Consider the following 24,066-nt stretch of genomic DNA (forward strand, 5'->3'; position numbering starts at 1 on the left):
TTCGCTCCCATGGAAAGGGTCATCCAGCGCGAGGGTAGCGCGGAAACGGGCGCTGTGCATCGCAACCGAAACAAGCCGGATACAGCGCACCTGTAGACTGCCGCTTTGCCCGCACCGTCGAACCATGCATCGCCTGCCCCGCTTCCTCGCCGAATCCCGCCTGCTGTTCCGCCTGACCGGGCCGCTGATCCTGTCGCAAGCGGTGTACATGCTGATGGGCCTGATGGACACGGTGATGGCCGGCCACGCCGGTGCCGAGGAACAAGCGGTCGTCGGCCTGGGCGTTGCGTTGTGGGTGCCGATCTTCCTCGCCCTGCTCGGTATATCGCAGGCGCTCAGCCCGGTCGTTGCCCATCACCACGGCGCGGGCGACAACGCAGCAATCATCGCCGACACACGCGAAGGGCTGTGGCTTGCCGGCATTGCGGGTGTCGTGCCCTTCCTGCTGCTACCCCTCATTCCGACCGTCCTCGCGGCGGCGCAGATCGAAGCGGGCCTCGCGCAGAAAGTCAGCCTCTTCCTGTGGGGCATCGTGATCGGCCTCCCGGCCGCCCTCCTCACCCGCACGCTGGGTTTCTACTCGGCAAGCATCAACCACACGCGGCCGCTGATGGTGTTCGGCCTGATCGGGCTGGCGGTGAATTTCGTGCTCAACTGGGTGCTGATCTACGGCCACTGGGGTGCGCCAGCACTTGGTGGCGCGGGCTGCGGCTGGGCCACAGGTATCGGCATGTGGGCCGGCCTGCTGATGATGGTGCTCTATACGGCGCGGGCACGGATCTACCGCGACGTCTTCCTGTGGCACGGATGGAGCTGGCCGCACTGGCCGCGACAGAAGAACCTGCTGAAGATCGGCCTGCCGATGGGCGCATCGATGCTCGCCGAAGTTTCGGCCTTCGCCGGCGTCGCGCTGCTGATCGGCCGCTTCGGTGCGGTGCCGATCGCCGCGCACCAGGTGGCGCTGAACTTTGCCTCGCTGGTCTTCATGCTGCCGCTTGGGCTATCGAACGCGCTGTCGATCCGCGTCGGGCAGGCGCTCGGCGCCGGCGATCCACGCGCGGCCCGCTTCATTGCCTGGAGCGGTGTGCTGATCGGGCTTGCCGTCGCAGCGGCGATGGTGCCGGTGGTCTTGCTGGCACGCGAAGGCATCGTTTCGCTCTACACGCCCGATGCCGCGGTGCAGGCGACCGCCTCGACCCTGCTGCTGTTCGCCGCAGTGTGGCAGTTTTCAGACGCTACGCAGGTCTGCGCGGTCGGCGCGCTGCGTGGCTACAAGGTCACGGTCATGCCGATGTGGCTGGCGATTGGCGCCTTCTGGCTGGTGGCGATTCCGCTCGGTGCCGTGCTTGGTTACCACGGCGCCCGCAACGGGCAGCCGCTCGGCGTTTATGGCTTCTGGACCGGGCTGGTAGTCGGGCTGACCCTGGTCGCAGGCGGCCTCGTCCTGCTGTTGCGCCGAGTCGCCCGCGACCGCATTACGGGCCAGCACGCAGCCTCAAACGCGTAGCAAGCCTTCCAGCGGACGCAGCGCTTCGCCACCGGGAAACACGCTGCGCGCCTGCGACAGGCCCAGTCCCAGCTGAGGCATCAGGAGGCCCATGGCGACTGCACGCAGGTCCGTCGTCGGCCGCAGGTCGCGGCCCTCATGCAGGTCGCGGCTGGCAAGGCCCGGCCAGTCGCCGAGCACCTTGCCGCCGGCCACCGCGCCACCCAGCACGAAGGCAACGCCCGCGGTGCCGTGATCGGTGCCGCGGGTGCCGTTAGGCGCCACGGCGCGGCCGAATTCGGAAACGACCAGCACCGCGGTGTCGCGCCAGCCCGCGCCGCTCGCTGTACGCAAGGCCTCAAGCCCCTGATCGAGCTGGCCAAGGTTGCGCGCCAGCGGGCCTTGCGCGGCCGCCTGGTTGGCGTGCGTATCCCAGCCGGAAAATTCCAGCACCGCAACCCGCGGGCCATTCGGCCGGGCGAGGAATTCGCCGGCAGCGCGCGCCAGCGTCACGAAGTTGTCGCGCTTGCCGCCAGCAGCGTCCATCTCGGCCATGCCGCCCTCCCCTTGCAGGGCGCGCGCCCGCCCAAAAGCCTGCGCCAGCTGCGGGTCCGCGGCGTAGAGGCGCTCGATACGCGCAAGCAGATCCGGTTCGGGGGTGGGCAGTTGCGAGGGTGACCAGGAATCGACGTCGCGGGCGCCGCGTAGCGCGAGCGGCGTCACGCTCGCAAGCGCAAGTCCGCGTGACCCCTGCAAAGTCAGCGCTCGCCCCAGCCAGCCGCTATCCAGTTCGTGCGGGCGCACGCCGCCGCTCTCCAGCACCTGCTGCGCGTCGAAGTGCGATCGCTCGCGGTACGGCGACGCCACCGCATGCACCAGTGCCAGCTCGCCCTCGCGGAAACGCTGCTGCAGGTTCACCAGCTTCGGATGCAATGCGTACGGCCCGGTCAGCGGCAAGGGCGCATCGCCCTCGGCCAGTACACCACGCACCGATGCGAACGCAGGGTCGCCGATAACCGGCGCAGCGGCGAGTCCATCCATGCCGCCGCGCAGGATGACGAAGACGAAGCGGCGCGTTGCGCTCGATGCCGCCCATAACGGCGCCGCAAGGGACAGCGACATCCACGGCGCGCTCGCCGCAAGCGCCGAACGAAGCAGGAACTCACGACGGCTTTGCATGATTTACCTCCGCTGGAATTCGGGGCTGGCGAGAAACAGCGCAAGCGCCTGACGGCTGCTCTCGGCGCGTTCGATCTGTTGCAGCGTGCCGGCGGAAAGGCTCGGCCCGAAGGCCGCCTGTGCCAGCGCGCGGGTGTCGGATTGCGGCGCGCGGGCGGCGACCTGGTCGGCCCATTCGATGCGCTTCCACATCGCGTCCGGGCCCAGCCACTCCTCGGCGCGGTCGCCCCAGCCGGCGGGTGACGGCGCTGCGCCCACCGGCTGCCCCATCTCGCGCACCGCACGCCCGACCTGCTCGACCACCTTGCCGCGTACGCCGAGCACGCGCAGCGTCGACACCGCCAGTTCTTCCGGGCGCTTGAGTTTCGGAAAGCCCGGCGCCCAGGCTTCGGGCGCATCGAGCAAGCTGCGGTAGGTGCGGGAAAGGTCGCCGCCGCTGCGGGTGAAGCTCTGCGCCAAGCGATCGACAAGCGCCGGTGCCGGATCGTCGCTGACGAAGTGGCGCGCGAGCTTGGTCGAGATGTGACGGGCAGTGGAAGGATGCGTGGCGAGCATGTCGAGCACCGCCTCCAGTTCCTGCGCACCGGCCTCGCCAAAACGACGGCCGAGAATGGTCTTGCTGCCGGGCTGGTGCATGCGTTCGATGAACTCGGCTTCGCCGTTGCCGTCGGGGCGCACGGTCCAGCCAGTGAGGACCTTGGCGAACTCGATCACGTCTTGCTGGCCGTAGCCACCCTCGACACCGAGCGTGTGCAGTTCGAGGATTTCACGTGCGAGATTTTCGTTGAGACCGCGCTCACGGCGCCGCCCGGCCGGCGAATCCGGCCCGATTGATTGGGCATTGTCGAGGTAGACCAGCATCGCCGGGTGAATCACTGCGGCACGCAGGAGCGTGCCAAACCGGCCCGCGATGTTAGGCCGGATCGCCTCGCGCTCGAAGGGCCCGACCAACCCGGCCACGCGCGGCTTGGCGGCCGATACGGTGAAATGATTGGCCCAGAAGAGCGCCAGCCGCTCGGCGAAGGGACGTGGGGTGCTGGCCGCGAGTGACCAGCGCGCATCGAGCTCTGCCAGCACCGACTGCCGGTAGTGCTTGCGAAAATCCGCCTCCACCCCGTCGGTCGCGCTGGAAGGGTCGCGCGCCCTTTCTTTCTGCTGTTTCACGAAGGCTGGAAAGAGCTTCAAGGCCTCGCGACTGCTCATCAGGCCGGCGCCATCAGGCTGATCGCCCGGACCGATCTGCCGTACCAGCCAGCCCGCGCCATCGTCGCCGACGACGGCAAGGTCTTTCTCCCCAAGCCCGAAGCGGTGGGCGGCAATCGCGGCCTGCATGGTGCTCATCGGGTGCTCTCCCGCGCTGATGACGACGCCACGCTACGCCCGAGGAAAGCCGCACGTCTGCAACAGAGCGTTGCGGAATGTGTCTGCGCAATGCAACCCGAGGCGGTACAGCGCGTCTATGATGCTTCGGGAAGGCAGCCCTGCCCGTTCGACCCAGTCCGTGATCGACCCACACGAAGGAGCCAGTGAGATGAAAGTGCTAGGCATCTGCGGCAGCCTGCGCCGCCAATCCAGGAACAAGGGCCTGCTGCGATACGCAGTGGCCAACGCACCCGCCGACATGACGATCGAGGTCGCCGATCTGTCCGCCATGCCGTTCTACAACGCTGACATCACCGAACGGCCCGCGCCGGTCGAAGCCCTCTTCGCGCAACTCGCCGCGGCCGACGCATTGCTGCTGGTGTGCCCTGAATACAACTACTCGATGGCACCAGCGCTGAAGAATGCGCTGGACTGGGCCTCGCGCGAAACCGACAACCGGCTGCTTGCCGGCAAGGCGGCGGCGATCATGGGGGCCGGCGGCGGCATGGGCACCTCACGGGCGCAGTACCACCTGCGGCAGAGCTGTGTGTTCCTCGATCTGCACCCGCTGAACAAGCCCGAAGTCTTCGCGAACGCTTTTACCGACAGCTTCGATGCCGACGGCAACCTGGTGGACAAGCGCATCCAGGATCTGGTGGTCGCCCAGCTCGGCGCGCTGCAAGCTCTGGCAAAGAAACTGCGCGGCTGACGCCTGCGAGGCGGGAATCGGCGCACGCCCTGCAGGCTGTGCCACCCCGCCTCGTCGAGCGCCCTTCTGTGCGCTCCCGGATTCCGGTCAGCTGCCCATTTCGCGCTCAAGGCGCTGGCAGATGGTCTTCAGGATCTTGATCCGCGCGTGCTTCTTGTCGTTGGCCTCGACCAGGGTCCACGGCGCCTGGCCGGTGCTGGTCCGATCGACCATGTCGCAGACGGCCTCGCGGTAGGCGTCCCACTTGTCGCGGTTACGCCAGTCCTCTTCGGTGATCTTGAAGCGTTTGAAGTCGGTCGCTTCGCGTTCCTTGAAGCGCCTCAGCTGTTCGTCGGCATCGATCTGCAGCCAGAACTTGATGACGATGACGCCAGCGACGTCGAGCGCGTGCTCGAAGTCGTTGATCTCGGCGTAGGCGCGCAGCCAGTCGGCCTCGGCACAGAAGCCCTCGACCCGCTCCACCAGCACACGGCCGTACCAGGTGCGGTCGAAGATCGTCACCCGCCCCTTGCGCGGCACATGGCGCCAGAATCGCCACAAGTAGGGCTGCGCGCGCTCTTCGTCGGTCGGCGCCGCCACCGGCACGATCTGGAACTGCCGCGGATCCATGGCCGCTGTCACCCGCCGCACGGCCCCGCCCTTGCCGGCGGCGTCGGAACCCTCGAAGGCCAGCACCAGCGCCTTGTTGCGGAACTTCGGATGGCGCACCAGTTCTGACAGGCGCCCTTGCCATTTGGCGAGTTGTTTCTCGTAGGTCTCTTTCTCGACCGTCAGTGACAGATCCAGCGCGGTGAGCACATCGCGCCCGTCGATGCGGGGCGGAATCGGCGGCGCGACCGGAATGCGCATCGGTACATCGTTGGTGAGCCGGTACTTGAGTGCTTCGAGCAGCACCTTGCCCACGCGAAGGTTGCGGTAGTTGTCGTCGGATCCATCCACCACGATCCACGGCGCCCATGGCGTGTTGGTAATGCGCAGCACATGCCCGGCAACGTCGATCAGTTCGTCGTGGGTCTTCAGGCGCGACCAGCTTTCCTTGGTCACCCGCCACGCGGTTCGCGGATCGGCTTCGAGCTTTTCAAAGCGTGCGCGCTGCGCCTTCTTCGACAGGTGAAACCAGAACTTCAGCACCAGCGCACCTTCGTTGGCGAGCATGCTCTCGAAACGATTGATGCGCGCCATTTCGTGGTCCACCTCGTCGGCCGTCAGCGTGCCAGCGATACGCTCCGCGATCGGCGTCGAATACCACGAACCTGCGAAGACGCCGATGCGGCCCTTGGGCGGCAGAGAGCGCCAGTAGCGCCACATATGCGGGCGATCGCGCTCTTCATCGCTGGGCGACGAGAAGGCCAGCGTGGAGAGAAAACGCGGGTCCATCCACTCGTAGAGCATGTTGATGGTCTCGCTCTTGCCACCCCCATCAACGCCGGAGATCAGCAGCATCACCGGAAACTTCGCCGCTTCGCGCAATTCGAACTGCGCGTTGAGCAACTCGACGCGGAGCGCCTCGACTTCCTTGCGAAAGGTCTTGTTGTCGATGCTGTGACCGAGTTCTGCCGATTCGAACATGGTGAAGCCCCCCTCAAGCGCCACGCTGCACGATGGATGATCCGGGCGAGGATACGCCGTCTTGCAAAACGGGGGGTCTGATGCGCCTCAATTGCCGCTTCGGCGCAGCGCCGGGGCCTGCCCTGGGAGCGCCGTGGGGATCCAGCCCCCGCGCGGCCACAACCGCTCAGCTGCTCCGACGCACCGGGCCGGTCGCGCCGATGCCATGGCGGGAAAGGTCCTCAGGCAGGCCGTCTGCGCAAGGCGGCGAACGCCAACACGGCGAATGCGCCAAGCACGACGCTCAGGTTGCCGCTGCGTGCATAGGGGGTCAGGCCCTGGTAACCGCGCACATCCGCATGCAGCACGCCGCGCTCGAACTGCGGCAAGACTGCCTCGACACGGCCCTTGGGCGAGATCACGGCGGTCATGCCGGTGTTGGTGGCACGCAGCATCGGGCGTGCGGTTTCGAGCGCGCGCATGCGCGAGATCTGCAGGTGCTGCGGTTGCGCGTGGGAGTTGCCGTACCAGGCGAGATTGCTCATGTTCAGCAGCAGCGTCGCCTCCGGCAGAGCCGCGATCAGTTCCTCGCCGAACACGTCCTCGTAGCAGATGTTCACCGCGACTTTCTGGCCAGCGATGTCGAGCGGCTTGCCGGAGCGACCGCGGCTCTGGTCCGACATCGGAATTTTCGCCAGTTCGTAGAACCAGCCGAACATCGGCGGCGAATACTCGCCGAAGGGCACCAGGTGGCGCTTGCTATAGACCTGCTGTGTCGCACCGCCGAGGGTGACGGCACTGTTGTAGATGTGGCCTTCGCCATCGCGGGTGAACACGCCCAGAACGCCTTCGCCACCCTCGGCATGAAAGGCTGCGGCGAGCGCCGCGAGGTAGTCCTGCGGCACATGCTCGAGCAGGATCGGCACCGTGGTTTCCGGCATCGCGACGATCTGGCCGTGGGCGCTGCGGGCCGACTCGAGGTTGGATTCGAGCACCGCCTGGAAGCGGTCGCGGTCCCACTTCATGTCCTGCGGCACGTTGGTCTGCACCAGCGCAACGCGAACCGGCGCGCCCACCGGTTCGCTCCAGTCGATGCGGCCGAGCCCGAAGCCGAGAACCAGGATCAGCGCCGCGGCGCTCGATGCTGCCCCCCTGGCACCGCTGCGCCAGCCCAGCACCAGCGCGGACGACACAGCCATCAGGATGAAGCCGACGCCATACACACCGACGATGGGCGCGTAGCCGGCAAGCGGGCTCGGCGGCGTCTGCGAGTAGCCGATCGCAAGCCACGGGAAGCCGGTGAACAGCCAGCCGCGCGTCCATTCCACCAGCGCCCACGCGGCGGCCATCAGCAGCGCATCGAAGGCCCACCGATCACGACGCAAGCGGGCAAAAACGAAGCCCGCAAGCGCCGGCAGCAGGCCCATGAAAGCCGACAGCAAGGCGATGGCGAGCACTGCCAGCGGTAATGGCATGCCGCCGTACAGGTAGAGCGCGACCATCAGCCAACCCATGCCTGCAAAGAACGCGCCGGTACCCCAGCACAGGCCATAGAGCGCAGCGCGCCCCGGCGTTGCATCGCGCCAACACCAGGCCAGCACACCGAGCGCGGGCAGGATCAGGGGCACCAGATCGAAGGGTGCGTAGGCCAGCACGGACAGCGCACCGGACAGGATCAGGACGAGCGGGAGGAGTCGGTTCATGGCCGTATTCGGGGTGACATGGGGCCACGCGGCATGGTGGCCCCATGCCGGGGTCACGGGGTTTCGGTCAGCAGGTAGGTGGCGAACTGCGGCAGCCAGTGCTCGCCGGCATAGTCGCCGGACAGCACCGCGGCGATGCCAGCCTCCTGATGCAAACGGGCCGCTGCGAGCGCACGCGCACGACGCGGGTCTTTCGCCGGCAGGTTTGCCGCGATGCCGCGCCAGCACCAGGCACGCGACAGGTTGAGCCCGTCGAGGTGCACAAGATGACCGTCGCTTCGATCGAGCACCTTGCCCGGCGTGAACAAGGTCGCCGGCTTGCCGTGCTCGATCCCGCGCAGGAAGCGCGCAAGCCAGGCAGAGAACTCGCCAGGCTTGAATACGCGACGCATCAGGTCGGCCTCGATCAGCGCCGGCGACAGGAAGTCGTAGCCGGACGGTTCCAGATGCGCGGCGGCATCGGTGTCGGCCGCGTACCAGTCGCGCGCGCGTCGTTCGATCAGCGCGGCAAAGTCAGAGCGACCGGTCGCACGCGCGAAGTCGAGCGCAAAGCTCAGCGCCAGCGCGCTGTTGGTGTGGGTGCCGACACGGATCGGGTACACCAGCTTGGGCAGAAAGGCCTCGAAGCGCGCCACGAAGGCATCGGTGAGTGGCTGTAACTGCGCGCCCCAGCGACGGATCTGCGGATCGTCCGACTGTGCGAGGTCTTGCGCCAGCCGCAGATACCAGCCCCAACCGTAGGGGCGCTCGAACGCGCTGCTTTCGGCGCGCTGCAGGTAGGCCAGTTCGATCGCAACATTCGCAGGTGCGAAATGCTGCTCCAGCACGGCGCGAATATCGGTCGCCAGCTTCAAGCCTGGCATGATTCGGAGCAGCCGGACCAGCATCCAGTGGCCATGCACCGAAGAATGCCAGTCGAAGCTGCCATAGAAAATCGGATGCTGGACGCGCGGTGTTTCAACGTCCGCCGGGCCGGTGATCACATGGTCAAGCTTGTTCGGGTATTCGGTCTGGATCGCCTTCAGCGCGACCGCGGCAAATCGCTCAGCCAGATCCGGCGTCAGCGTCGCGTCGGGCGGCGTTGCGGCCGCAAGCGCGGGCACGGCGTGCGCCACGACGACACCAGCACCCAGAGTCAGCGCACGGCGGCGCGCAGGATTACAGGGGTCCATCAGCCACCTACCGTGTGCGGCGCTGCCATGCGTTCGACCAGAAGCGTGTAGACCCGCCGGCTATCGGCACGCAGCACCTGAAAGCGGAAGCCTTCGTATTCGACCACTTCGTTGCGCTTGGGCAGGCGACCGAGCAGGTGGATCACCAGTCCGCCGACCGTGTCGTAATCGTCGTCGACAAATGCGGTCGCGAAGGCTTCGTTGAAAGCCTCGATCTCGGTGGTGGCCTTGACGCGGTAACGGCCGGCCTGGTCGGCGATGATGTTGCCCGCCTCTTCGTCGAAGTCGTATTCGTCTTCGATATCGCCGACGATCTGTTCGAGCACGTCTTCGATCGTGATCAGCCCGGCGACGCCGCCGTACTCATCGACGACGATCGCCATGTGGTTGCGACTGACGCGGAATTCGCGCAGCAGCACATTCAGGCGCTTGGATTCGGGAATGAAGACCGCCGGACGCAGCATGTCGCGCAGGTCGAAATCCTTGCCGGCGTAGTAGCGCAGCAGGTCCTTTGCGAGCAGCACGCCGAGGACGTCGTCCTTGTTCTCGCCGATCACTGGAAAACGCGAGTGGGCGGCGTCGATGGCAAAGGCGGTGATCTTGTCGATGGAGTCATCGACGTGCACGACATCCATCTGCGCACGCGGGACCATGACGTCCCGTACCTGGATATCGGAGACGCCGAGCGCGCCCTCGATCATCGTGAGCGCATCGGCATCGAAGATGTTGCGTTCGTAGGCGGCGTGCAGCAGATCGAGCAGTTCGCCGCGGTCTTCGGGTCCGCGCGTCAGCAGCGCGGAGAGTCGTTCGAGCAGTGTCGGGCGACTACTGGAGGGTTCCATACATGGAAGGGTGAGTGGCTAGGGGCAAACAGCCGGTTGTGCCCGGCCGCTTGCCGCTGACCGCTCCCCGCATCGTGCGGCCGCCGGGGTCGCCCCCGGCCAGCCGTTGCTGCAGTCTGCCGCGATCAGGCGGCGTAAGGATCAGGATAGCCCAGCGCGGAGAGGATTTCCCGCTCGACCGATTCCATTTCCTCGGCATCGTCTTCGTTTTCGTGATCCCAACCCTGCAGATGCAGCGTGCCATGAACGATCATGTGCGCCGCATGCGCTTCGAGCGCCTTGCCCTGCTCGCGCGCTTCGCGCTGCACCACCGGCCAGCACACGACCAGATCGCCGACCACCAGAGGCTCTTCGGTGTAGGGGAAGGAGAGCACGTTGGTCGAGCTGTCCTTGCCGCGGTATTCCTTGTTCAGGGCCTGGCTCTCGGCCTCGCCGACAAAGCGCACGTTGATCTCGGCGTCGGTACCGAGCGCAGCCCCGATCCATTCGCGTACCGCCGCTTTGGAAGGCAGGCCCTTCTTCTCGTCCTTGCCGAGTTCCTTCTGCACGGTCAGCTCCAGATCGTGCTCCGCGGGTTCCGACTCGCCTTCAGGCTCGGCGACCGACAACACATGAAGCGTCGCGAGGTTAGCCGCGCCGGGTTGCACCAGCATGACCGGCAGGCCAGCCTCGGAATGGGCCTCGACCGCGAGGTCGCCCATGTCGCCCGGCGGAAACGCCAGACGCAGGTAGCGCCCTTCACTGAGCGGAATCTCGATCGAGGCGACCTCGATCTCACGGCGTTTACCCTTGGCGTTCAGGACGGTGATGGTCTTCATGGTTTTGCTCCGCGGCGTCTTTTTCGTAGGCGGCGACGATGCGCGCAACCAACGGGTGGCGCACAACGTCTTCCTTGAGGAAACGGGTTGTGCCGATGCCGCGCACCCCCGTGAGGATCCGGGTGGCCTCGGTGAGGCCACTCTTGTGGCCACGCGGCAGATCGACCTGCGTAACGTCACCGGTGATCACCGCCTTGGAACCGATGCCCATGCGGGTCAGGAACATCTTGATCTGTTCCGGCGTGGTGTTCTGCGCTTCGTCGAGGATGATGAACGCGTGGTTGAGCGTGCGACCGCGCATGAAGGCGAGCGGCGCAATCTCGATGCACTGGCGCTCGAACAGCTTCGCGACGCGATCGAAACCCATCAGGTCGTACAGCGCGTCGTACAGCGGCCGCAGGTAAGGGTCGACTTTCTGCGCCAGATCGCCGGGCAAGAAACCGAGGCGCTCGCCCGCCTCCACGGCCGGCCGTGTCAGCACGATGCGCTCGACCTGCTGGCGCTCGAAAGCATCCACTGCGCAAGCGACGGCAAGATAGGTCTTGCCGGTACCGGCCGGGCCGATGCCAAAGGTGATGTCGTGTTCCTGAATGTTGCGGATGTACTCGGTCTGCCTCGGCGTACGACCATGCAGGTCGCCCTTGCGGGTCAACAAGCCGTTCGCGGGCTGCATCGCCTGCGAGGTGTTGTTGAGCTCGACCATGCCAAGCTGGATGTCCTCGACGGTCAGCTCCTCGTCGGCCCGCTCGTACAGGAAATTGATCGCACGCGCAGCAAGCCGCGCCTGGGCGACGTCACCGCGCAAGGCGAAGCGTTCGCCGCGACGGGCAATGGCAACGTCGTACGCGGCTTCGATCTGCCGGATGTTCTCGTCGAGCGGCCCGCACAGCTTCGCTAGGCGATCGTTGTCGAGCGGGTTGAGCGAGATCTCGATCGGTTTCATCAGTCGGCGATCACCACTTCACCACGCAGCGAATGCGGCAGCGCGGAGACGATCTTCACATTGATGAAGTGACCGATCTGGCGCGCGTTACCGGGGAAGTTGACGATGCGGTTGTTATCGGTGCGGCCGGCGAGCTCTTCGGCATTCTTGCGCGACGGCCCTTCGACGAGGATGCGCTGCACCGTGCCGACCATGCGCTGCGAGTGCTCGGCGTACTGCTCGTCGATGCGCTTCTGCAGCCGTGCCAACCGCGCGAGCTTGAGCTCCTGCGGCGTGTCGTCCGCCATGTCGGCCGCCGGCGTACCGGGGCGCGGGCTGTAGACGAAGCTGAAGCTGCCGTCGAAGCCGATATCGTCGATCAGCTTCATCGTCGCTTCGAAATCGGCTTCGGTTTCGCCGGGGAAGCCGACGATGAAGTCCGAGGTCAGCGACAGATCCGGCCGCGCCGCGCGCAGCTTGCGCACGATCGACTTGAACTCAAGCACGGAGTAGCCACGCTTCATTGCGGCCAGCACACGGTCGGAGCCGCTCTGAACCGGCAGGTGCAGTTGCGACACGAGCTTCGGCAGTTTGGCGTAGGCCTCGAACACCCGCGGCGTCATCTCGCGCGGATGCGAGGTCGTGTAACGGATGCGCTCGATGCCGGGCAGATCGTGCACGCATTCGAGCAGGAAGGCGAAGTCGCCCATCTCGTCGCTGCCCTTGGTCAGCGGCGCGCGCCAGGCGTTCACGTTCTGACCGAGCAGCGTCACCTCCTTCACGCCTTGCGCGGTGAGGCCGGCGATCTCGGTGAGGATATCGTCGAGCGGGCGCGACACTTCCTCGCCCCGCGTGTAGGGCACGACGCAGAAGGTGCAGTACTTCGAGCAGCCTTCCATGATCGACACGAAGGCGCTCGCACCCTCAACGCGCGCCGGGGGCATCGAATCGAACTTCTCGATCTCGGGGAAGCTGATGTCCACCTGGGCGCGACCGCTTTCCTTGCGCTGCGCGATCAGGTTGGGCAGGCGATGCAAGGTCTGCGGCCCGAACACCACATCCACATACGGTGCGCGCTCGACGATGGCAGCGCCTTCCTGGCTCGCCACGCAGCCACCGACACCAATGATCAGGTTCGGATTGAGCTGCTTGAGGTGCTTGACCCGGCCGAGATCGTGGAACACCTTCTCTTGCGCCTTCTCGCGCACCGAGCAGGTGTTGAAGAGGATCACATCGGCCTCTTCCGGGTTGTCGGTCTTGACGAGTTCTTCGTTCGCGCCGAGCACATCGGCCATCTTGTCCGAGTCGTACTCGTTCATCTGGCACCCGAAGGTGCGGATATACAGCTTCTTGGTCATGGCATCACCCGGCGCGTGCCGGAGACTGCCTTGCAGCAAACCGGTCCACGCGCGCTCAATGTTGCTGCCGCTCTTCGGGCGTAAGGACCCAGACACGCCATACGGCGCCCTGGCTGTCGAACTGAACCTGGACGTCGAGCTTGCCCGCGTCCTGCAAGACGCCAGACACGACAATCAGGTTCTGCTGGTTACGAACCTGCAGGGCCGGCGACACAGGAAAAGTCCTGGAGCCCAGCACCATGCGGCTGCCGTCGAACGACTTGAACGTCGCACGCTGACTGTTCTCCGGGAAATTGCGCGGCGCATTGGCCCACGCGGAAAACGCCAACAGCCATGCAATACAGCCCAGCAGAATCGTTCGCAGCATTGGTTCCCCCACACCCGCGACGCGGGCAGCGAATCAAAACAAGGACTTGGCGCAATTATAGCCCAAGCCGCGCTTGACCCCTTTAACCGTCCGCGATATATTTGCGGGCTTCGTGGTGATGTAGCTCAGACGGTTAGAGCGGAGGATTCATAACCCTCAGGTCGGCAGTTCGATTCTGCCCATCACCACCAGAAATACCAAGCCGCTGATTCCGAAAGGGTCGGCGGCTTTTTCGTTTGGCCGAGCTATCGGGGTGCTGCACTGTGGGCGCCTGCTTGCTCGGATGCCACGCACAGCGCGTCGTCTGGGATAATCACCGGACACATCGACGGCAAGCGTCTATACCCAAAAGAGCGCGACCGCCCTGCCAGGACCTCCCCATGCCGACACAAAACCCGCCGCGGCTCGCCGCCGAAGCGCTCGCATTCTTTCTCGACTTCGACGGCACGCTGGTGCCTTTCGACAAACCGGACGAGAACGTTCCGTTGGTAGACGACGGCCTGCGTTCCCTGCTGACGGAACTGCGCAATCGCGCCGACGGCGCCCTTGCGGTGATCAGCGGCCGCAGTATCGAAGTCATCGATGGCCTTTTTGAGCCGCTGCGCCTTGCTGCAGCGGGTGAGCACGGCGCGGAGTGGCGTTTCACGCCGCACGCGCACCGCGAACAGATTGTGCCGCCACCCGGTCTTGTCACGGCACACGCTGCCTGCGAACGCTTTGCCAGCACCAACATCCTGGTACGGTTCGAACGCAAGGCGCTGTCGATGGTCTTGCACTTCCACCGCCACCCCGAGCTGCGGGATGCGGCCGCCAAGGCTGCAGAATCGGGCTGCCTGCCGGGCAGCGGCGTCAAGGTGCTGCACGCGCGCGGCATGGTCGAAGTCAAGCCGGTCGATGCAAGCAAGGGCCACGCGATCAACCGCTTCATGCAGGCCTTTCCCTTCGCCGGGCGCAAGCCGGTATTCATCGGCGATGACGTCACCGACGAAGACGGTTTCCTCGCCGTGAACGCGCTGGATGGCATCTCGATCAAGGTCGGGGCCGGCCATTCCCATGCCCGTTACCGGCTGCCGGACGAAGACGCCGTGCGCGACTGGCTGGAGCAGTTGCTCGATTGAGCCAGGGTGACCACAGCGACCTGTTGGCCCGTCTGAGTGTCTGGCAGGGGGACATCACGACGCTGGCGACGGATGCCATCGTCAACGCCGCCAACAGCAGCCTGCTCGGCGGGGGTGGCGTCGATGGCGCGATCCACCGCGCGGCGGGCCCGCAACTTCGCGCATTCTGCGCGACGCTGGGCGGCTGCCCGGCCGGCGAGGCACGGCTTTCGCCCGGATTCGGCCTCGCCGCACGTCATGTCATTCACACCGTCGGCCCGGTGTGGCGCGGAGGGGCCCACGGCGAGGCAACGACCCTGGCGGCCTGTTACCGCGCCTGCTTTGACATTGCGCACGCTCAGGGCCTGACAACGCTCGCATTCCCGGCGATCAGCTGCGGCATTTTCGGCTTCCCGTTTGACGCAGCGGCGACGATCGCCGTGCGCGAATCGATGAGCGCGCTGGCCGCACGCGCCGACCTGAAAGTCACGCTGGTTGCCTACGACGCCGCGGCGAGCCAGTTGTACGAACAGACCATTGCACGGTTCGCAACGTGATCCCGCGACTACCACGCCTGCTTTTCACCCATACGCTCTACAACGGGATCGGATGCGCCGCCGGGGTGCTGCTGGTCGCGCTGATCGGCTATCTGCTTGGCGGCCACCCGCTCGCAGCGGTGCTGTCGAGCGGCGCGATGGTGGTCAGCATTACTGACACGCCGTCACCCGAAGGGCACAAGCTGCGGCAGTTGCTGCCGGCGTTGGTCGGCAGTACGGCCATCTCGCTGATCGTCGGCGCCAGCCACGGCAATACCGCACTGCTCGCCGGCGAAATCACGCTGGTCGGATTTGTCGCTGGCCTGTTGAGCGCATGGGGCCGCCTTCTGCTCGCGCTCGGCTTTTCGTTGGTGCTCGCCACGGTATTCGCGATGGCGTTTCCATTGCCGCCGGGCGTTTCGGTCTTTGCGCACGGGCTTGCGTTCGCCGTTGGCGGGCTTGCCTACATCATCTGGGCCACTGCCTTGGCACGCCTGCTCGCGGTGCGGACAAGGGTACAGGTGCTCGCCGACGCGCTCGCCTCCTTCGCCCGCTACCTGCGTCTGAAGGCAGCGTTCTATGACCCGTCCGCAGCCCTCGACACCATCTACGAACGCCTGATCACCGAACATGCGCTGCTGGCCGAGAAACTGCAGGCAGCACGCGATTTCTGCTTCCACCGGATTCGCCCTGGCGCGCGGGCGCACCAGGCCCAGGTTCTCTACGCGCTGCTGGATGCCTATGAACACGCCCTCGCATCCCAGACCGACCGCGAACTGCTGCGCGCGCGTTTTGGCGAGACCGCGCCAATGCGGGCGATGGGGCGTTGCGTGGCGGACCATGCCGCCGACATCGAGACGGTGGCCGACGCACTGCTTCGCGAACGCGAGATTCCCGCCCTGCCGGACCGACAGACAAGCTGCGCCGAGACACATGCCGCCGTGCTTGCGTTGACGGCGGACCCTCTGGCCAACCCTGCCGACGCCCGCGCTGCTGCGCTGCTCCGAGGGCTTGCCGCCAAACTGTTCCACTCACTGCAACGCGCCCGCAATGTCATCGACGTCGCTCGTCACGCAGTAACGACGGCAACGCTGCCACAGGAAGACGCGCTGCGCGCCTTCACATCGCAGCGCAAGGTGCGACTTGCCGCGCTTCGGCCTCATTTCGACCTCGCATCGCCGGTGTTGCGCTATGCATTGCGCCTGGCGGCCGCAATGCTCGCCGGATTCCTCGTCGCGCGCAGTCTGCCCTACGCTGCGCACGGCCACTGGATCCTGCTGACCATCGCCGTCGTACTGCGGCCAAGCTTCAGCCAGACGCGCCAGCGTCACAACGACCGCATCCTCGGCAACCTGATCGGATGCGTGATCGCCGGCGCGTTGCTTCACACCGTTTCGTCGCCCGCATTGCTACTCGTGTTTCTGTTCATCTCGGTCGCGTTCGCACATGCCTTCGTGACGGTGCAGTACCGGGTGACCTCGGTCGCAGCCTGCGTGATGGGGCTGCTGCAATTGCATCTGCTATCCCCCGGCGCATCTTTCGTATTGACCGAGCGGATCGTCGACACCGTGATCGGCGCCCTGCTGGCGCTCGGCTTCGCATTTGTGCTCCCGGCCTGGGAGCGACGCTCGCTGCCGCTGCTGATGAAGCGCCTACGCGAGACGGCTGCGCGACACGCCGCCGCCGCGCTCGACCCGGACACACCACCGCTGACCTACCGGCTGGCGCGCAAGCAATTGCAGGACGCCCTCGCAGCGGTGAGCCAGGCGACAGCGCGCATGCTCGATGAACCCGGCTCACGCCGGTTGCCGCTGCCGCCGCTCCACGGCGCGGTGACCGCCGCCTATCTGCTGGCGGCACAGCTGGCATCGGTGCGTTTCCTGTTGCAACAGCGCGCCGCGGACCTCGACAAGGGGCGACGCGACGCTCTGCTGAACCAGGCGCGTATTGCTCTGGAGGATGCACTGGCAGGGCGGCGTCCGGACGACGTAATGCCCGAACCCGCGATGGTGGGCACGGATCTCGCGAGCGCGAGCGCGCTCGATCCACATGAACTGCTCGATCGCCGCCTTGCGGCCGCCGCGGATGACGCGCGGCGGCTTGCCGGCTTTACCGCAACAAGCTGATTCAGTCTTCGAGTTCGGCCTTCGCGGCTTCGACGTCAAGCCGCTCCATGGCTTCAACCGGCTCGCATTCGGCCGCTTCGGCGTAAAGCTCCTCGGCCTTCTTCATCCGGCTCTTGCCGAACAGCATGACGAGGCCATTGGCCATTTCCATGCGCGCGATTGCCGAGAAGGGAATCAGGGCCAGCGCCTGCTCGAAATGTTCCACGGCGCTGTCCTTCTTGGCGCCATAGGTCAGGTTGCCCACCAGCGAGCCGACCTTGTCGATCACTTCTGCCTGGAATGCGGCGAGCGCGATGTGCGCCTCGGCATGGTCAGGTGCGATTTCGAGGGTCTTTTCGAGGCTCGAACGGATCTTGCCACCCAGCCCCTTCGCCAGCGCTTCACCGACCGAGATCAGCTGGCTATAGCGCCCCAGCGCGTAAGCGTGGAAATACCAGGCGTTCGCCGCGTCGGGCATCTGCGCCTGCTGCGTCTCGGCGCGCTCGATGATCTGCTGGAACAGTTCAGCCTTCTCGTCTTCGTCATCGACAAGATAGGTCGCGTAGATCATGGCCGCCTTGTTGGCCGCCGAAATGCCGGCACCACCCGCCTTGATGCCCAGATCCACCGCTTTGGCGAAATCGCCGGCGTGGTAGGCGCGCCAGGCATCCTGCACATCGGCTGACTCCGGCCACGGCTCGCAGTCACCCTGATGCAGCCGGGCCCAGTTCTTCTTCAGGGCGTCGCCCGGGTATTCGTATGCCTTGTCGGGATGCGGAAACTTGCGCCAGCCTTTGGTACTCATTTTTGGTCCCTCCTCCTCAGCGTTTCAGGTATTCGCGTGACAGCGCCTCGAAGTGCTCACGCGCCTGCCCCCTTAGATACGGTGCCACCAGAGCCATCACCTGGTAGGCGCCGCGTGTGAATCCAGCCCCTTCGATCTTCCCGCGCGGGTCACGCGCGTACTCAAAACTCAGCCAGAACGTCGACAGCACGACCATGTTCACCGCGAGTGTCTGGATTTCCGCCGTCGTCGCCTGCATTTCCCCGTTGCTGACCAGCCCGTCGCACAAGGCCGCGGCGGTGCGCCCCTTGTGGGCGAGGATCGCGCGCAGATGGGTTTCGAGCAAGCGGTTGCGCGACAGCAGATCGGCCAGGTCGCGATACAGGAAGCGGTACTTCCAGATCAGCTCGAACAGCAGGTGCAGGAAGAGCCAGATGTCTTCCACCGTGCTGCGACCGCCGGCCGGCGCACCAAGGGTGATGGTGATTTCGCGCTCGAACTGGCCGAAGAGTTCTTCGAGCAGTTCGTCCTTGCTGTGGAAGTGGTAGTAGAGATTGCCCGGGGAAATGTCGAGCTCGTCAGCAATGGTTGTCGTGCTGACATTGTGTTCGCCGAAGTCGTTGAAGAGCCGCAGGCTGGCTTCGAGAATCCGCTCGCGAGTGCGTCGCTTCGGCTTGCGCTCCATACCCCTCCTCCCCAGGTCAGGTGCCGAAGCGTATCACCGAGCCACGCCGCACGCGCTTGTGCGAAAGCAAAAGGCCGCGGTCATACCGCGGCCTGGTCACTTCCAACCGGCGTCACGCCTTGCGCGCCTTCAGCCACGCATCGAGTTCATCAAGCGTATGGCGCAGCGTCACGGCAACACGGGCGAGGCCGCGCGCGGGCTCAAGCGCCGGCAGCTCTTCGTCCAGCAGCGTACGGTGCGGGTCTCGCAGCACATCCACGCGCAGGCGGATGCCATGTCGCGCAAGCACCGGCCGCAGCATGTGGCGCCGCCGCAAAAGGTCGCGCCGCGTCATCTGGTATGCGTGCTCGCACAGCTTGTGGCGGTCGCGATAGCTGAACACGTTGGTGAAGAACATTTCGGCGTCGTCGGCATGCGGCTCGAACAGCACGACGTCGGCATCCGGATACTGGTGCTGGTATCGGTCCATGCCGGTGCGCATGCGCGAATGGATGATTGCGCGGAAGGTCTGCGACAACACCACCGGCAGGCCGCCCTCGACCAGCTTGTGGCGCTCCTTGGCGCCGCGCTTCTCGGCAAGCTGGGCATCGAAGGGCACCAGCGGGTTGATGCACAACACCAGTTTCGCCCCTTCCTTCAGCGCGACCGAGGCATGCAGGGTCTTGATCAGCGCGCCGTCGACGAAGTAGCGTCCACGCACCCGCACCGGCGGAAAGAGGCCCGGCAATGCAGAGCTCGCCTGCACTGCCCGCGCGATCGGCACATCGTCCCAGTCCTTCGATCCGAAAGGCACCGATTCACCCGAATCGAGATCCGTCGCAACGATGAAGAGCTTGTTCGGGAGTTTGCGGAAATCGTTGGTGCGCCCCGCCACCCGGAACAGGCGCGACAGGAAGCGACCGATACCGGCATTGTTGAACACGCCGGTGGGCAGCGCGCGGCCGAGACGGGCAAAGGACTCATAGAGGCCGTGATCGAACGGGTCGGACAGGAATTGCTTGAGCGACTTCCAGATCAGCGGCGGCACGCTGCTGGCGCGATTCCAGTATTCCTTGAATGCGGGCTTGAGCAGAACCTCGGGATCGAAGACCTCGTCGGTCTTGCCGTTGTCGATCAGCATGTGCGTCAGGCGCATCGGCGCAATGCCGTTGGCCAGCGCAGCCGCGATGAAGCTGCCCGAACTGACGCCGACGTAGATGTCGGCCTCATTGAAATCCAGGCCTTCGAAAGACTCAGCCAGCGCCGCAATGGCCCCGACTTCGTAGATACCGCCGAGTGGGCCGCCTCCTGCGAGCGCGATGCCGATCTTTCTGGCCGCGACGTTTTCTTGTGGGCTCATGGTGTCTCCTCTGCTGCGCTTCGGGCAAGTCACGCCACGCTCAGCGACGTCACGCCAGCCTCGCCGGGCACGCAACGTTTCGGACAGCCGAACGCGACAAGGCCGTGGCTCCCTCCAGGCAGCCACGGCCTCGGCCGGATCCGGTCACGACACTGCCGCTTCCGGGGTCCCGGCAGGAGCCGCGCCAGCTGCGGCTCCGAAACCTGCCTGGATTACTCGGCAGCTTTGGCGGTGCGACGACGGGCGGGCTTTTCTTCGCCAGCCACTTCAGCAGCGTCCGCTTCTTCGGTCAGCTTCTGAACCAGTGCGGTCAGTTCGGCGACGCGCTTGGTCAGCTTGTCGATATCTTTCTTGGTCGGAACGCCAAGGCTCGACAGGGCGCGCGAAACACGCTCTTCGAACACGTTCTCAAGCTTGTCCCAAGCACCGGCCATCTTGCCAGCGGCGTCAGCGATCTTCGCGTCGGCTTCTTTCTTGGTACGCGACTGGATGACTTCGCCTTCCTTCACCAGTGCTTCGAAAACCTTGTTGCCTTCTTCCTGGGCCTTTGCAAAAGCGCCGAGGCCGGCCAGCCAGATCTGGTTGGCGGAATCCTTGATGGTTTGCGCGAGTTGGCTGTCAGCTGCGCCCGAAAGGGACTTGAGTTTCTTGACCATGGTCTACTCCTTGTGGATCAGTTTTGCGTTACGTCGCAGCGTCGGTCCAAAGGCTTGAGCTGCGCGGCTCGTTCTTGCTACGGTTCCCAGTGTATGGATTGGCTCTAGAGGGCACACACTAATCCTCTAGGCATGTGACTCTAGATTGGCGCGCCCTGATGCACCGCCCAGAGTGCGGCATCGATCTGGCAGTGCATTTCTGCGCTTGCGCGATGCGATCTCTCGGTTAGCATCGCGAAGTTCCGGCCCGCGGGGGAGCGGTCGGCAGAAGAATCTGAAAACAGCGGAGGAAAACACATGAACTACTTCATCACCGGCGCTACCGGATTCATCGGACGGCGCCTCGTCCGCAAGTTGCTCGAGCGGCCGGAAGGCACGATCTTCTTCCTCGCGCGCAAGGAAGAAGCGGAACTGGTCGAAACGCTTCGCGCCGACTTCTGGTCGGCTGGCAGCGACCGTGTCGTGGCGGTGTACGGTGATCTGCGTGAAGACGGCCTGGGTGTCAGCGCCGCCGATCTGCGCAAGCTGAAGAACAAGGTCACGCATTTCTTCCACCTTGCTGCGATCTACGATCTGAAGGCCAGCGCCGAGATCCAGCAGAAGGTCAACGTCGAAGGCACACGCCGCGTCGTTCAGTTCGCCGAAAAAGTCGCGGCGAAACACTTCCACCTGTTCAGTTCGATTGCCTCTGCCGGGATGTTCGAAGGCCTCTTCCGCGAAGACATGTTCGAGGAAGCCGAGGGTCTGGACCACCCCTACTTCTCCACCAAGCATGAGTCAGAACGCATCGTGCGCGAGGAATGCAAGGTGCCGTTCCGCATCTACCGGCCGGGCATCGTGGTCGGCGACTCGCGTACCGGCGAGATGGACAAGATCGACGGCCCCTACTACTTCTTCAAGCTGATCCAGCGCCTGCGCAACCTGTTGCCGCCATGGATGCCGACCGTGGGCCTCGAAGGCGGCCGCATCAATATCGTGCCGGTCAATTTCATTGTCGATGCGGTCGACCATATTTCGCACGCCAAGGGCGAAGACGGAAAGTGCTTCCACCTGGTCGATCCGACGCCCTATCGCGTCGGGGACATCCTCAACATCTTCGCGCGTGCCGGGCATGCACCGCAGATGACGATCCGCATCAATGCGGCACTGTTCTATTTCATCCCGAAGGGCATCCGCAAGGCGATCCTGTCGCTCACGCCGGTCAAGCGTGTGGTGAACGCGGTGATGAAGGATCTTGGCCTGCCCGATGAAGTCTTCACCTTCGTCAATTACCCGACCCGCTTCGACGCGCGCGAAACCCAGCGCGTGCTGCGCGGCAGCGGCATCGAGGTGCCGCGACTGGAGGACTATGCCTGGCGCCTGTGGGATTACTGGGAACGCCACCTTGACCCGGATCTGTTCGTCGACCGCACGCTGCGTGGCAATGTGAAGAACAAGGTGGTGCTGGTGACCGGCGGCTCTTCGGGCATCGGCAAGGCGACCGCTTACAAGCTCGCCGAGGCCGGGGCCACCACCGCGATTTGCGGCCGCGACGTCGAGAAGCTGGAAGAGACGCGCAAGGAATTCGAAGCGGCCGGCCTCACGGTGCATACCTTCCAGGCGGACGTGTCCGACGAGAAATCCTGCGCCGAATTCGTCGCGAAGCTCAACGAGCGGTTCGGTGGCGTCGATATCCTGGTCAACAACGCCGGACGTTCGATCCGCCGCGCGATCGAGAACAGCTTCGACCGCTTCCACGACTTCGAGCGCACGATGCAGACCAACTACTTCGGCGCCTTGCGGATCACGATGGGCCTGCTGCCGAAGATGATCGAGAAGCGCCGCGGTCACGTCATCAACATCTCGTCGATCGGCGTGCTGACCAACGCGCCGCGTTTCTCCGCTTACGTGGCATCCAAGTCGGCACTCGATTCCTGGACGCGCTGCGCGGCCTCCGAATTCGCCGACCGCGGCATCGAGTTCACCACCATCAACATGCCGCTGGTGCGCACCCCGATGATCGCGCCGACTGAGATGTACAAGGATGTGCCGACGCTCGCGCCGGAAGATGCCGCCGACCTCATCGTCGAAGCCATCATCCACAAGCCGGTGCGCATCGCGACCCGCCTGGGAATCTTCGGTCAGGTGATCCACGCACTGCTGCCGAAGGCGGCGCAAGCGATCATGAACACGACCTTCCGCATGTTCCCGGATTCAACCGCGGCCCAGGGCGGCACCGGAAGCGGCGAGAAGAAGTCGCTGTCTGGCCCGACGGCCGATCAGGTTGCGTTCAGCCAGTTGATGCGCGGCATCCACTTCTGAGCCGCAGTCGCACCGCAAGCGAAACGGCCGCCTTCGGGCGGCCGTTTGTCATTGCGCGATTGCGCCACAAGCCGAGGCAACTGTTAGCCAAGGCAGGCGCCACTGCCGAGAAGGTCGCCTAGGTGCCGGCAAGCTCCTTCAACACATGATCAATCACGCGCTTCGACAGCACCATGTGGAGGTGACCGACCCCGGCCAGCGCCACGTTCCGGGCACCACTTACATGACACGGCCCTTGCGGCATGATGAAGTTGTCGTGCGCGCTATAGATCGACACCAGCGGCACCGGAATTGACGTAGGCAGATCCTTCAGAAACGTGCTGTCGGGCTCCATCTCCCGCGCACATTGCCCGCGCCCGAGTGACGCGATTCGCGTGCCGTGGTGTGGAGTTCCCAGCGTGATCACCGCCCGCACCGCGTCATCGCCATAACGTGCCACGTATTGGCGAGATACCAGCCCGCCCATCGAATGACCGATCAACACGACGCGATCGGCGCCAGTCTCGAGCAACACCTGGTCGATGCGCCGCGACAATTGGGTCGCAAAGTCATTGATGCTCGCACCCGCCGGTTCCAGGTTGATCGTTGCGACCGGCCAACCGGCGCGATGGATCGCACGCGCCAGCCGGAACCACGTGCCGCGGTTGCAACCATAGCCATGCACGAGGAGCACCGGACAGCGGCCGCGCTCGGACGCACCACTCAGATCGCGATGCATCCAGGAACGCTCGAAGGGCATGATGACGGTGAACAAGGTCGCGAATGCGCCGACCTCGCTGCACAACAACCGCATCGACCCGGCAAGCCCGAGTCGCATTCCGGGCGGCGGCGCGATGCCCCAAGCGGCCGCGAAAGCGAAAGTGCCACCAACAATCGCAGCGCGCAGGCCAAGCGTGCCGACGATCGGTACCAGAAACAGCATGAAAACTTGCCAATGCCACACGTTCAGTCCGTAGACCGACAGCGCCAGCCAGGCAAGCACTTCCACCGATAACAGGATACGGAGCTGACGGGCGAGCATTTCGGGCTCACATCCCTTGCGGCATGAACAGGCTTGAATGGTACCGCCCGCGCCGCACCCTGGATTAGGGCGCGGC

21 protein-coding genes and 1 tRNA gene are annotated in these 24,066 nt (G+C 65.1%); 7 read left to right on the top strand and 15 right to left on the bottom strand.

What is annotated here, in order from left to right; all coding sequences use genetic code 11:
• Positions 1 to 124: 124 nt before the first annotated feature.
• The gene (locus tag GGR36_RS07625) at positions 125 to 1,507 is read left to right on the top strand and encodes an MATE family efflux transporter (RefSeq protein WP_183633746.1); all 1,383 of its coding nucleotides are present in this window, start codon (positions 125 to 127) and stop codon (positions 1,505 to 1,507) included.
• Here GGR36_RS07625 and GGR36_RS07630 read toward each other — a convergent pair.
• Entirely contained in the window at positions 1,496 to 2,665 is a 1,170-nt protein-coding gene (locus tag GGR36_RS07630) for a DUF1501 domain-containing protein (protein WP_183633748.1), read from the bottom strand. The genes GGR36_RS07625 and GGR36_RS07630 overlap by 12 nt on opposite strands.
• Positions 2,666 to 2,668: 3 nt before the next feature.
• Positions 2,669 to 4,006 carry a DUF1800 domain-containing protein gene (locus GGR36_RS07635; protein ID WP_183633750.1) on the bottom strand — a complete coding sequence of 446 codons (1,338 nt, stop codon included), beginning with the start codon at positions 4,004 to 4,006 and terminating at the stop codon, positions 2,669 to 2,671.
• Between the two features lie 190 nt (positions 4,007 to 4,196).
• Here GGR36_RS07635 and GGR36_RS07640 point away from each other — a divergent pair, with 190 nt between their 5' ends.
• On the top strand, positions 4,197 to 4,736 hold the full coding sequence (locus GGR36_RS07640; protein ID WP_183633752.1) for an NADPH-dependent FMN reductase: 540 nt from the start codon (positions 4,197 to 4,199) through the stop codon (positions 4,734 to 4,736).
• A gap of 87 nt (positions 4,737 to 4,823) precedes the next feature.
• Here the strand turns inward: GGR36_RS07640 and pap are convergent, their stop codons facing one another.
• The 8 genes from pap to GGR36_RS07680 all read right to left on the bottom strand — a co-directional run bounded on the left by pap (position 4,824) and on the right by GGR36_RS07680 (position 13,466).
• Positions 4,824 to 6,305 carry a polyphosphate:AMP phosphotransferase gene (gene pap / locus GGR36_RS07645; RefSeq protein WP_183633754.1) on the bottom strand — a complete coding sequence of 494 codons (1,482 nt, stop codon included), beginning with the start codon at positions 6,303 to 6,305 and terminating at the stop codon, positions 4,824 to 4,826.
• A 221-nt stretch (positions 6,306 to 6,526) separates the two neighbouring features.
• On the bottom strand, positions 6,527 to 7,987 hold the full coding sequence (gene lnt, locus GGR36_RS07650; protein WP_183633757.1) for an apolipoprotein N-acyltransferase: 1,461 nt from the start codon (positions 7,985 to 7,987) through the stop codon (positions 6,527 to 6,529).
• A gap of 53 nt (positions 7,988 to 8,040) precedes the next feature.
• Positions 8,041 to 9,159 carry a DUF2891 domain-containing protein gene (locus GGR36_RS07655; protein WP_183633759.1) on the bottom strand — a complete coding sequence of 373 codons (1,119 nt, stop codon included), beginning with the start codon at positions 9,157 to 9,159 and terminating at the stop codon, positions 8,041 to 8,043.
• Positions 9,159 to 10,001, bottom strand: a complete 843-nt coding sequence (locus tag GGR36_RS07660) for an HlyC/CorC family transporter (RefSeq protein WP_183633769.1) — start codon at positions 9,999 to 10,001, stop codon at positions 9,159 to 9,161. The genes GGR36_RS07655 and GGR36_RS07660 overlap by 1 nt, the downstream gene beginning before the upstream one ends.
• A gap of 125 nt (positions 10,002 to 10,126) precedes the next feature.
• Positions 10,127 to 10,819, bottom strand: coding sequence for an rRNA maturation RNase YbeY (gene ybeY / locus GGR36_RS07665; RefSeq protein ID WP_183633771.1), 693 nt, complete (start codon positions 10,817 to 10,819; stop codon positions 10,127 to 10,129).
• Positions 10,785 to 11,762: a PhoH family protein gene (locus GGR36_RS07670; RefSeq protein ID WP_183633773.1), complete on the bottom strand. Its 978-nt coding sequence runs from the start codon at positions 11,760 to 11,762 to the stop codon at positions 10,785 to 10,787. Before GGR36_RS07670 ends, ybeY begins: the two co-directional genes overlap by 35 nt.
• Entirely contained in the window at positions 11,762 to 13,099 is a 1,338-nt protein-coding gene (gene miaB, locus GGR36_RS07675) for a tRNA (N6-isopentenyl adenosine(37)-C2)-methylthiotransferase MiaB (protein WP_183633775.1), read from the bottom strand. The genes GGR36_RS07670 and miaB overlap by 1 nt, the downstream gene beginning before the upstream one ends.
• Before the next feature lie 55 nt (positions 13,100 to 13,154).
• Positions 13,155 to 13,466 (bottom strand): hypothetical protein, encoded by a 312-nt coding sequence (locus GGR36_RS07680; RefSeq protein ID WP_183633777.1) that lies wholly within the window; start codon positions 13,464 to 13,466, stop codon positions 13,155 to 13,157.
• A 114-nt stretch (positions 13,467 to 13,580) separates the two neighbouring features.
• On the opposite strand from GGR36_RS07680, the gene GGR36_RS07685 reads away from it, so the two are divergent.
• The 4 genes from GGR36_RS07685 (at position 13,581) to GGR36_RS07700 (ending at position 17,225) form a co-directional block, all read left to right on the top strand.
• Positions 13,581 to 13,657 (top strand) — tRNA-Met (locus tag GGR36_RS07685).
• Between the two features lie 189 nt (positions 13,658 to 13,846).
• Positions 13,847 to 14,584 (top strand): trehalose-phosphatase, encoded by a 738-nt coding sequence (gene otsB, locus GGR36_RS07690; RefSeq protein WP_183633785.1) that lies wholly within the window; start codon positions 13,847 to 13,849, stop codon positions 14,582 to 14,584.
• Positions 14,581 to 15,120 (top strand): macro domain-containing protein, encoded by a 540-nt coding sequence (locus tag GGR36_RS07695; RefSeq protein ID WP_242533073.1) that lies wholly within the window; start codon positions 14,581 to 14,583, stop codon positions 15,118 to 15,120. Before otsB ends, GGR36_RS07695 begins: the two co-directional genes overlap by 4 nt.
• Positions 15,117 to 17,225, top strand: coding sequence for an FUSC family membrane protein (locus tag GGR36_RS07700; protein WP_183633787.1), 2,109 nt, complete (start codon positions 15,117 to 15,119; stop codon positions 17,223 to 17,225). Before GGR36_RS07695 ends, GGR36_RS07700 begins: the two co-directional genes overlap by 4 nt.
• 1 nt (position 17,226) lies before the next feature.
• On the opposite strand, the gene GGR36_RS07705 is transcribed toward GGR36_RS07700, so the two are convergent.
• The 4 genes from GGR36_RS07705 to GGR36_RS07720 form a co-directional block, all read right to left on the bottom strand.
• Positions 17,227 to 18,009: a hypothetical protein gene (locus GGR36_RS07705; protein WP_183633855.1), complete on the bottom strand. Its 783-nt coding sequence runs from the start codon at positions 18,007 to 18,009 to the stop codon at positions 17,227 to 17,229.
• A 16-nt stretch (positions 18,010 to 18,025) separates the two neighbouring features.
• On the bottom strand, positions 18,026 to 18,673 hold the full coding sequence (locus GGR36_RS07710) for a TetR/AcrR family transcriptional regulator (RefSeq protein WP_183633857.1): 648 nt from the start codon (positions 18,671 to 18,673) through the stop codon (positions 18,026 to 18,028).
• A 112-nt stretch (positions 18,674 to 18,785) separates the two neighbouring features.
• Positions 18,786 to 20,012, bottom strand: coding sequence for a patatin-like phospholipase family protein (locus tag GGR36_RS07715; protein ID WP_183633859.1), 1,227 nt, complete (start codon positions 20,010 to 20,012; stop codon positions 18,786 to 18,788).
• Between the two features lie 212 nt (positions 20,013 to 20,224).
• Entirely contained in the window at positions 20,225 to 20,668 is a 444-nt protein-coding gene (locus GGR36_RS07720; protein WP_183633902.1) for a phasin family protein, read from the bottom strand.
• 297 nt (positions 20,669 to 20,965) lie between these two features.
• On the opposite strand from GGR36_RS07720, the gene GGR36_RS07725 reads away from it, so the two are divergent.
• Positions 20,966 to 22,969 (top strand): SDR family oxidoreductase, encoded by a 2,004-nt coding sequence (locus tag GGR36_RS07725; RefSeq protein WP_183633904.1) that lies wholly within the window; start codon positions 20,966 to 20,968, stop codon positions 22,967 to 22,969.
• Between the two features lie 118 nt (positions 22,970 to 23,087).
• Here the strand turns inward: GGR36_RS07725 and GGR36_RS07730 are convergent, their stop codons facing one another.
• On the bottom strand, positions 23,088 to 23,990 hold the full coding sequence (locus GGR36_RS07730; RefSeq protein ID WP_183633906.1) for an esterase/lipase family protein: 903 nt from the start codon (positions 23,988 to 23,990) through the stop codon (positions 23,088 to 23,090).
• Positions 23,991 to 24,066 lie beyond the last annotated feature (76 nt).

Source organism: Niveibacterium umoris (genome assembly GCF_014197015.1).
GTDB lineage: Bacteria > Pseudomonadota > Gammaproteobacteria > Burkholderiales > Rhodocyclaceae > Niveibacterium > Niveibacterium umoris.

Coding starts and splice junctions, on each gene's coding strand:
- GGR36_RS07655 (WP_183633759.1), bottom strand. CDS start 9,159: ATGGACCCCTGTAATCCTGCGCGCCGCCGTGCGCTGACTCTGGGTGCT.
- otsB (WP_183633785.1), top strand. CDS start 13,847: ATGCCGACACAAAACCCGCCGCGGCTCGCCGCCGAAGCGCTCGCATTC.
- GGR36_RS07710 (WP_183633857.1), bottom strand. CDS start 18,673: ATGGAGCGCAAGCCGAAGCGACGCACTCGCGAGCGGATTCTCGAAGCC.
- GGR36_RS07705 (WP_183633855.1), bottom strand. CDS start 18,009: ATGAGTACCAAAGGCTGGCGCAAGTTTCCGCATCCCGACAAGGCATAC.
- GGR36_RS07725 (WP_183633904.1), top strand. CDS start 20,966: ATGAACTACTTCATCACCGGCGCTACCGGATTCATCGGACGGCGCCTC.
- GGR36_RS07715 (WP_183633859.1), bottom strand. CDS start 20,012: ATGAGCCCACAAGAAAACGTCGCGGCCAGAAAGATCGGCATCGCGCTC.
- GGR36_RS07630 (WP_183633748.1), bottom strand. CDS start 2,665: ATGCAAAGCCGTCGTGAGTTCCTGCTTCGTTCGGCGCTTGCGGCGAGC.
- GGR36_RS07720 (WP_183633902.1), bottom strand. CDS start 20,668: ATGGTCAAGAAACTCAAGTCCCTTTCGGGCGCAGCTGACAGCCAACTC.
- GGR36_RS07625 (WP_183633746.1), top strand. CDS start 125: ATGCATCGCCTGCCCCGCTTCCTCGCCGAATCCCGCCTGCTGTTCCGC.
- lnt (WP_183633757.1), bottom strand. CDS start 7,987: ATGAACCGACTCCTCCCGCTCGTCCTGATCCTGTCCGGTGCGCTGTCC.
- miaB (WP_183633775.1), bottom strand. CDS start 13,099: ATGACCAAGAAGCTGTATATCCGCACCTTCGGGTGCCAGATGAACGAG.
- GGR36_RS07660 (WP_183633769.1), bottom strand. CDS start 10,001: ATGGAACCCTCCAGTAGTCGCCCGACACTGCTCGAACGACTCTCCGCG.
- GGR36_RS07670 (WP_183633773.1), bottom strand. CDS start 11,762: ATGAAACCGATCGAGATCTCGCTCAACCCGCTCGACAACGATCGCCTA.
- ybeY (WP_183633771.1), bottom strand. CDS start 10,819: ATGAAGACCATCACCGTCCTGAACGCCAAGGGTAAACGCCGTGAGATC.
- pap (WP_183633754.1), bottom strand. CDS start 6,305: ATGTTCGAATCGGCAGAACTCGGTCACAGCATCGACAACAAGACCTTT.
- GGR36_RS07730 (WP_183633906.1), bottom strand. CDS start 23,990: ATGCTCGCCCGTCAGCTCCGTATCCTGTTATCGGTGGAAGTGCTTGCC.
- GGR36_RS07680 (WP_183633777.1), bottom strand. CDS start 13,466: ATGCTGCGAACGATTCTGCTGGGCTGTATTGCATGGCTGTTGGCGTTT.
- GGR36_RS07635 (WP_183633750.1), bottom strand. CDS start 4,006: ATGAGCACCATGCAGGCCGCGATTGCCGCCCACCGCTTCGGGCTTGGG.
- GGR36_RS07640 (WP_183633752.1), top strand. CDS start 4,197: ATGAAAGTGCTAGGCATCTGCGGCAGCCTGCGCCGCCAATCCAGGAAC.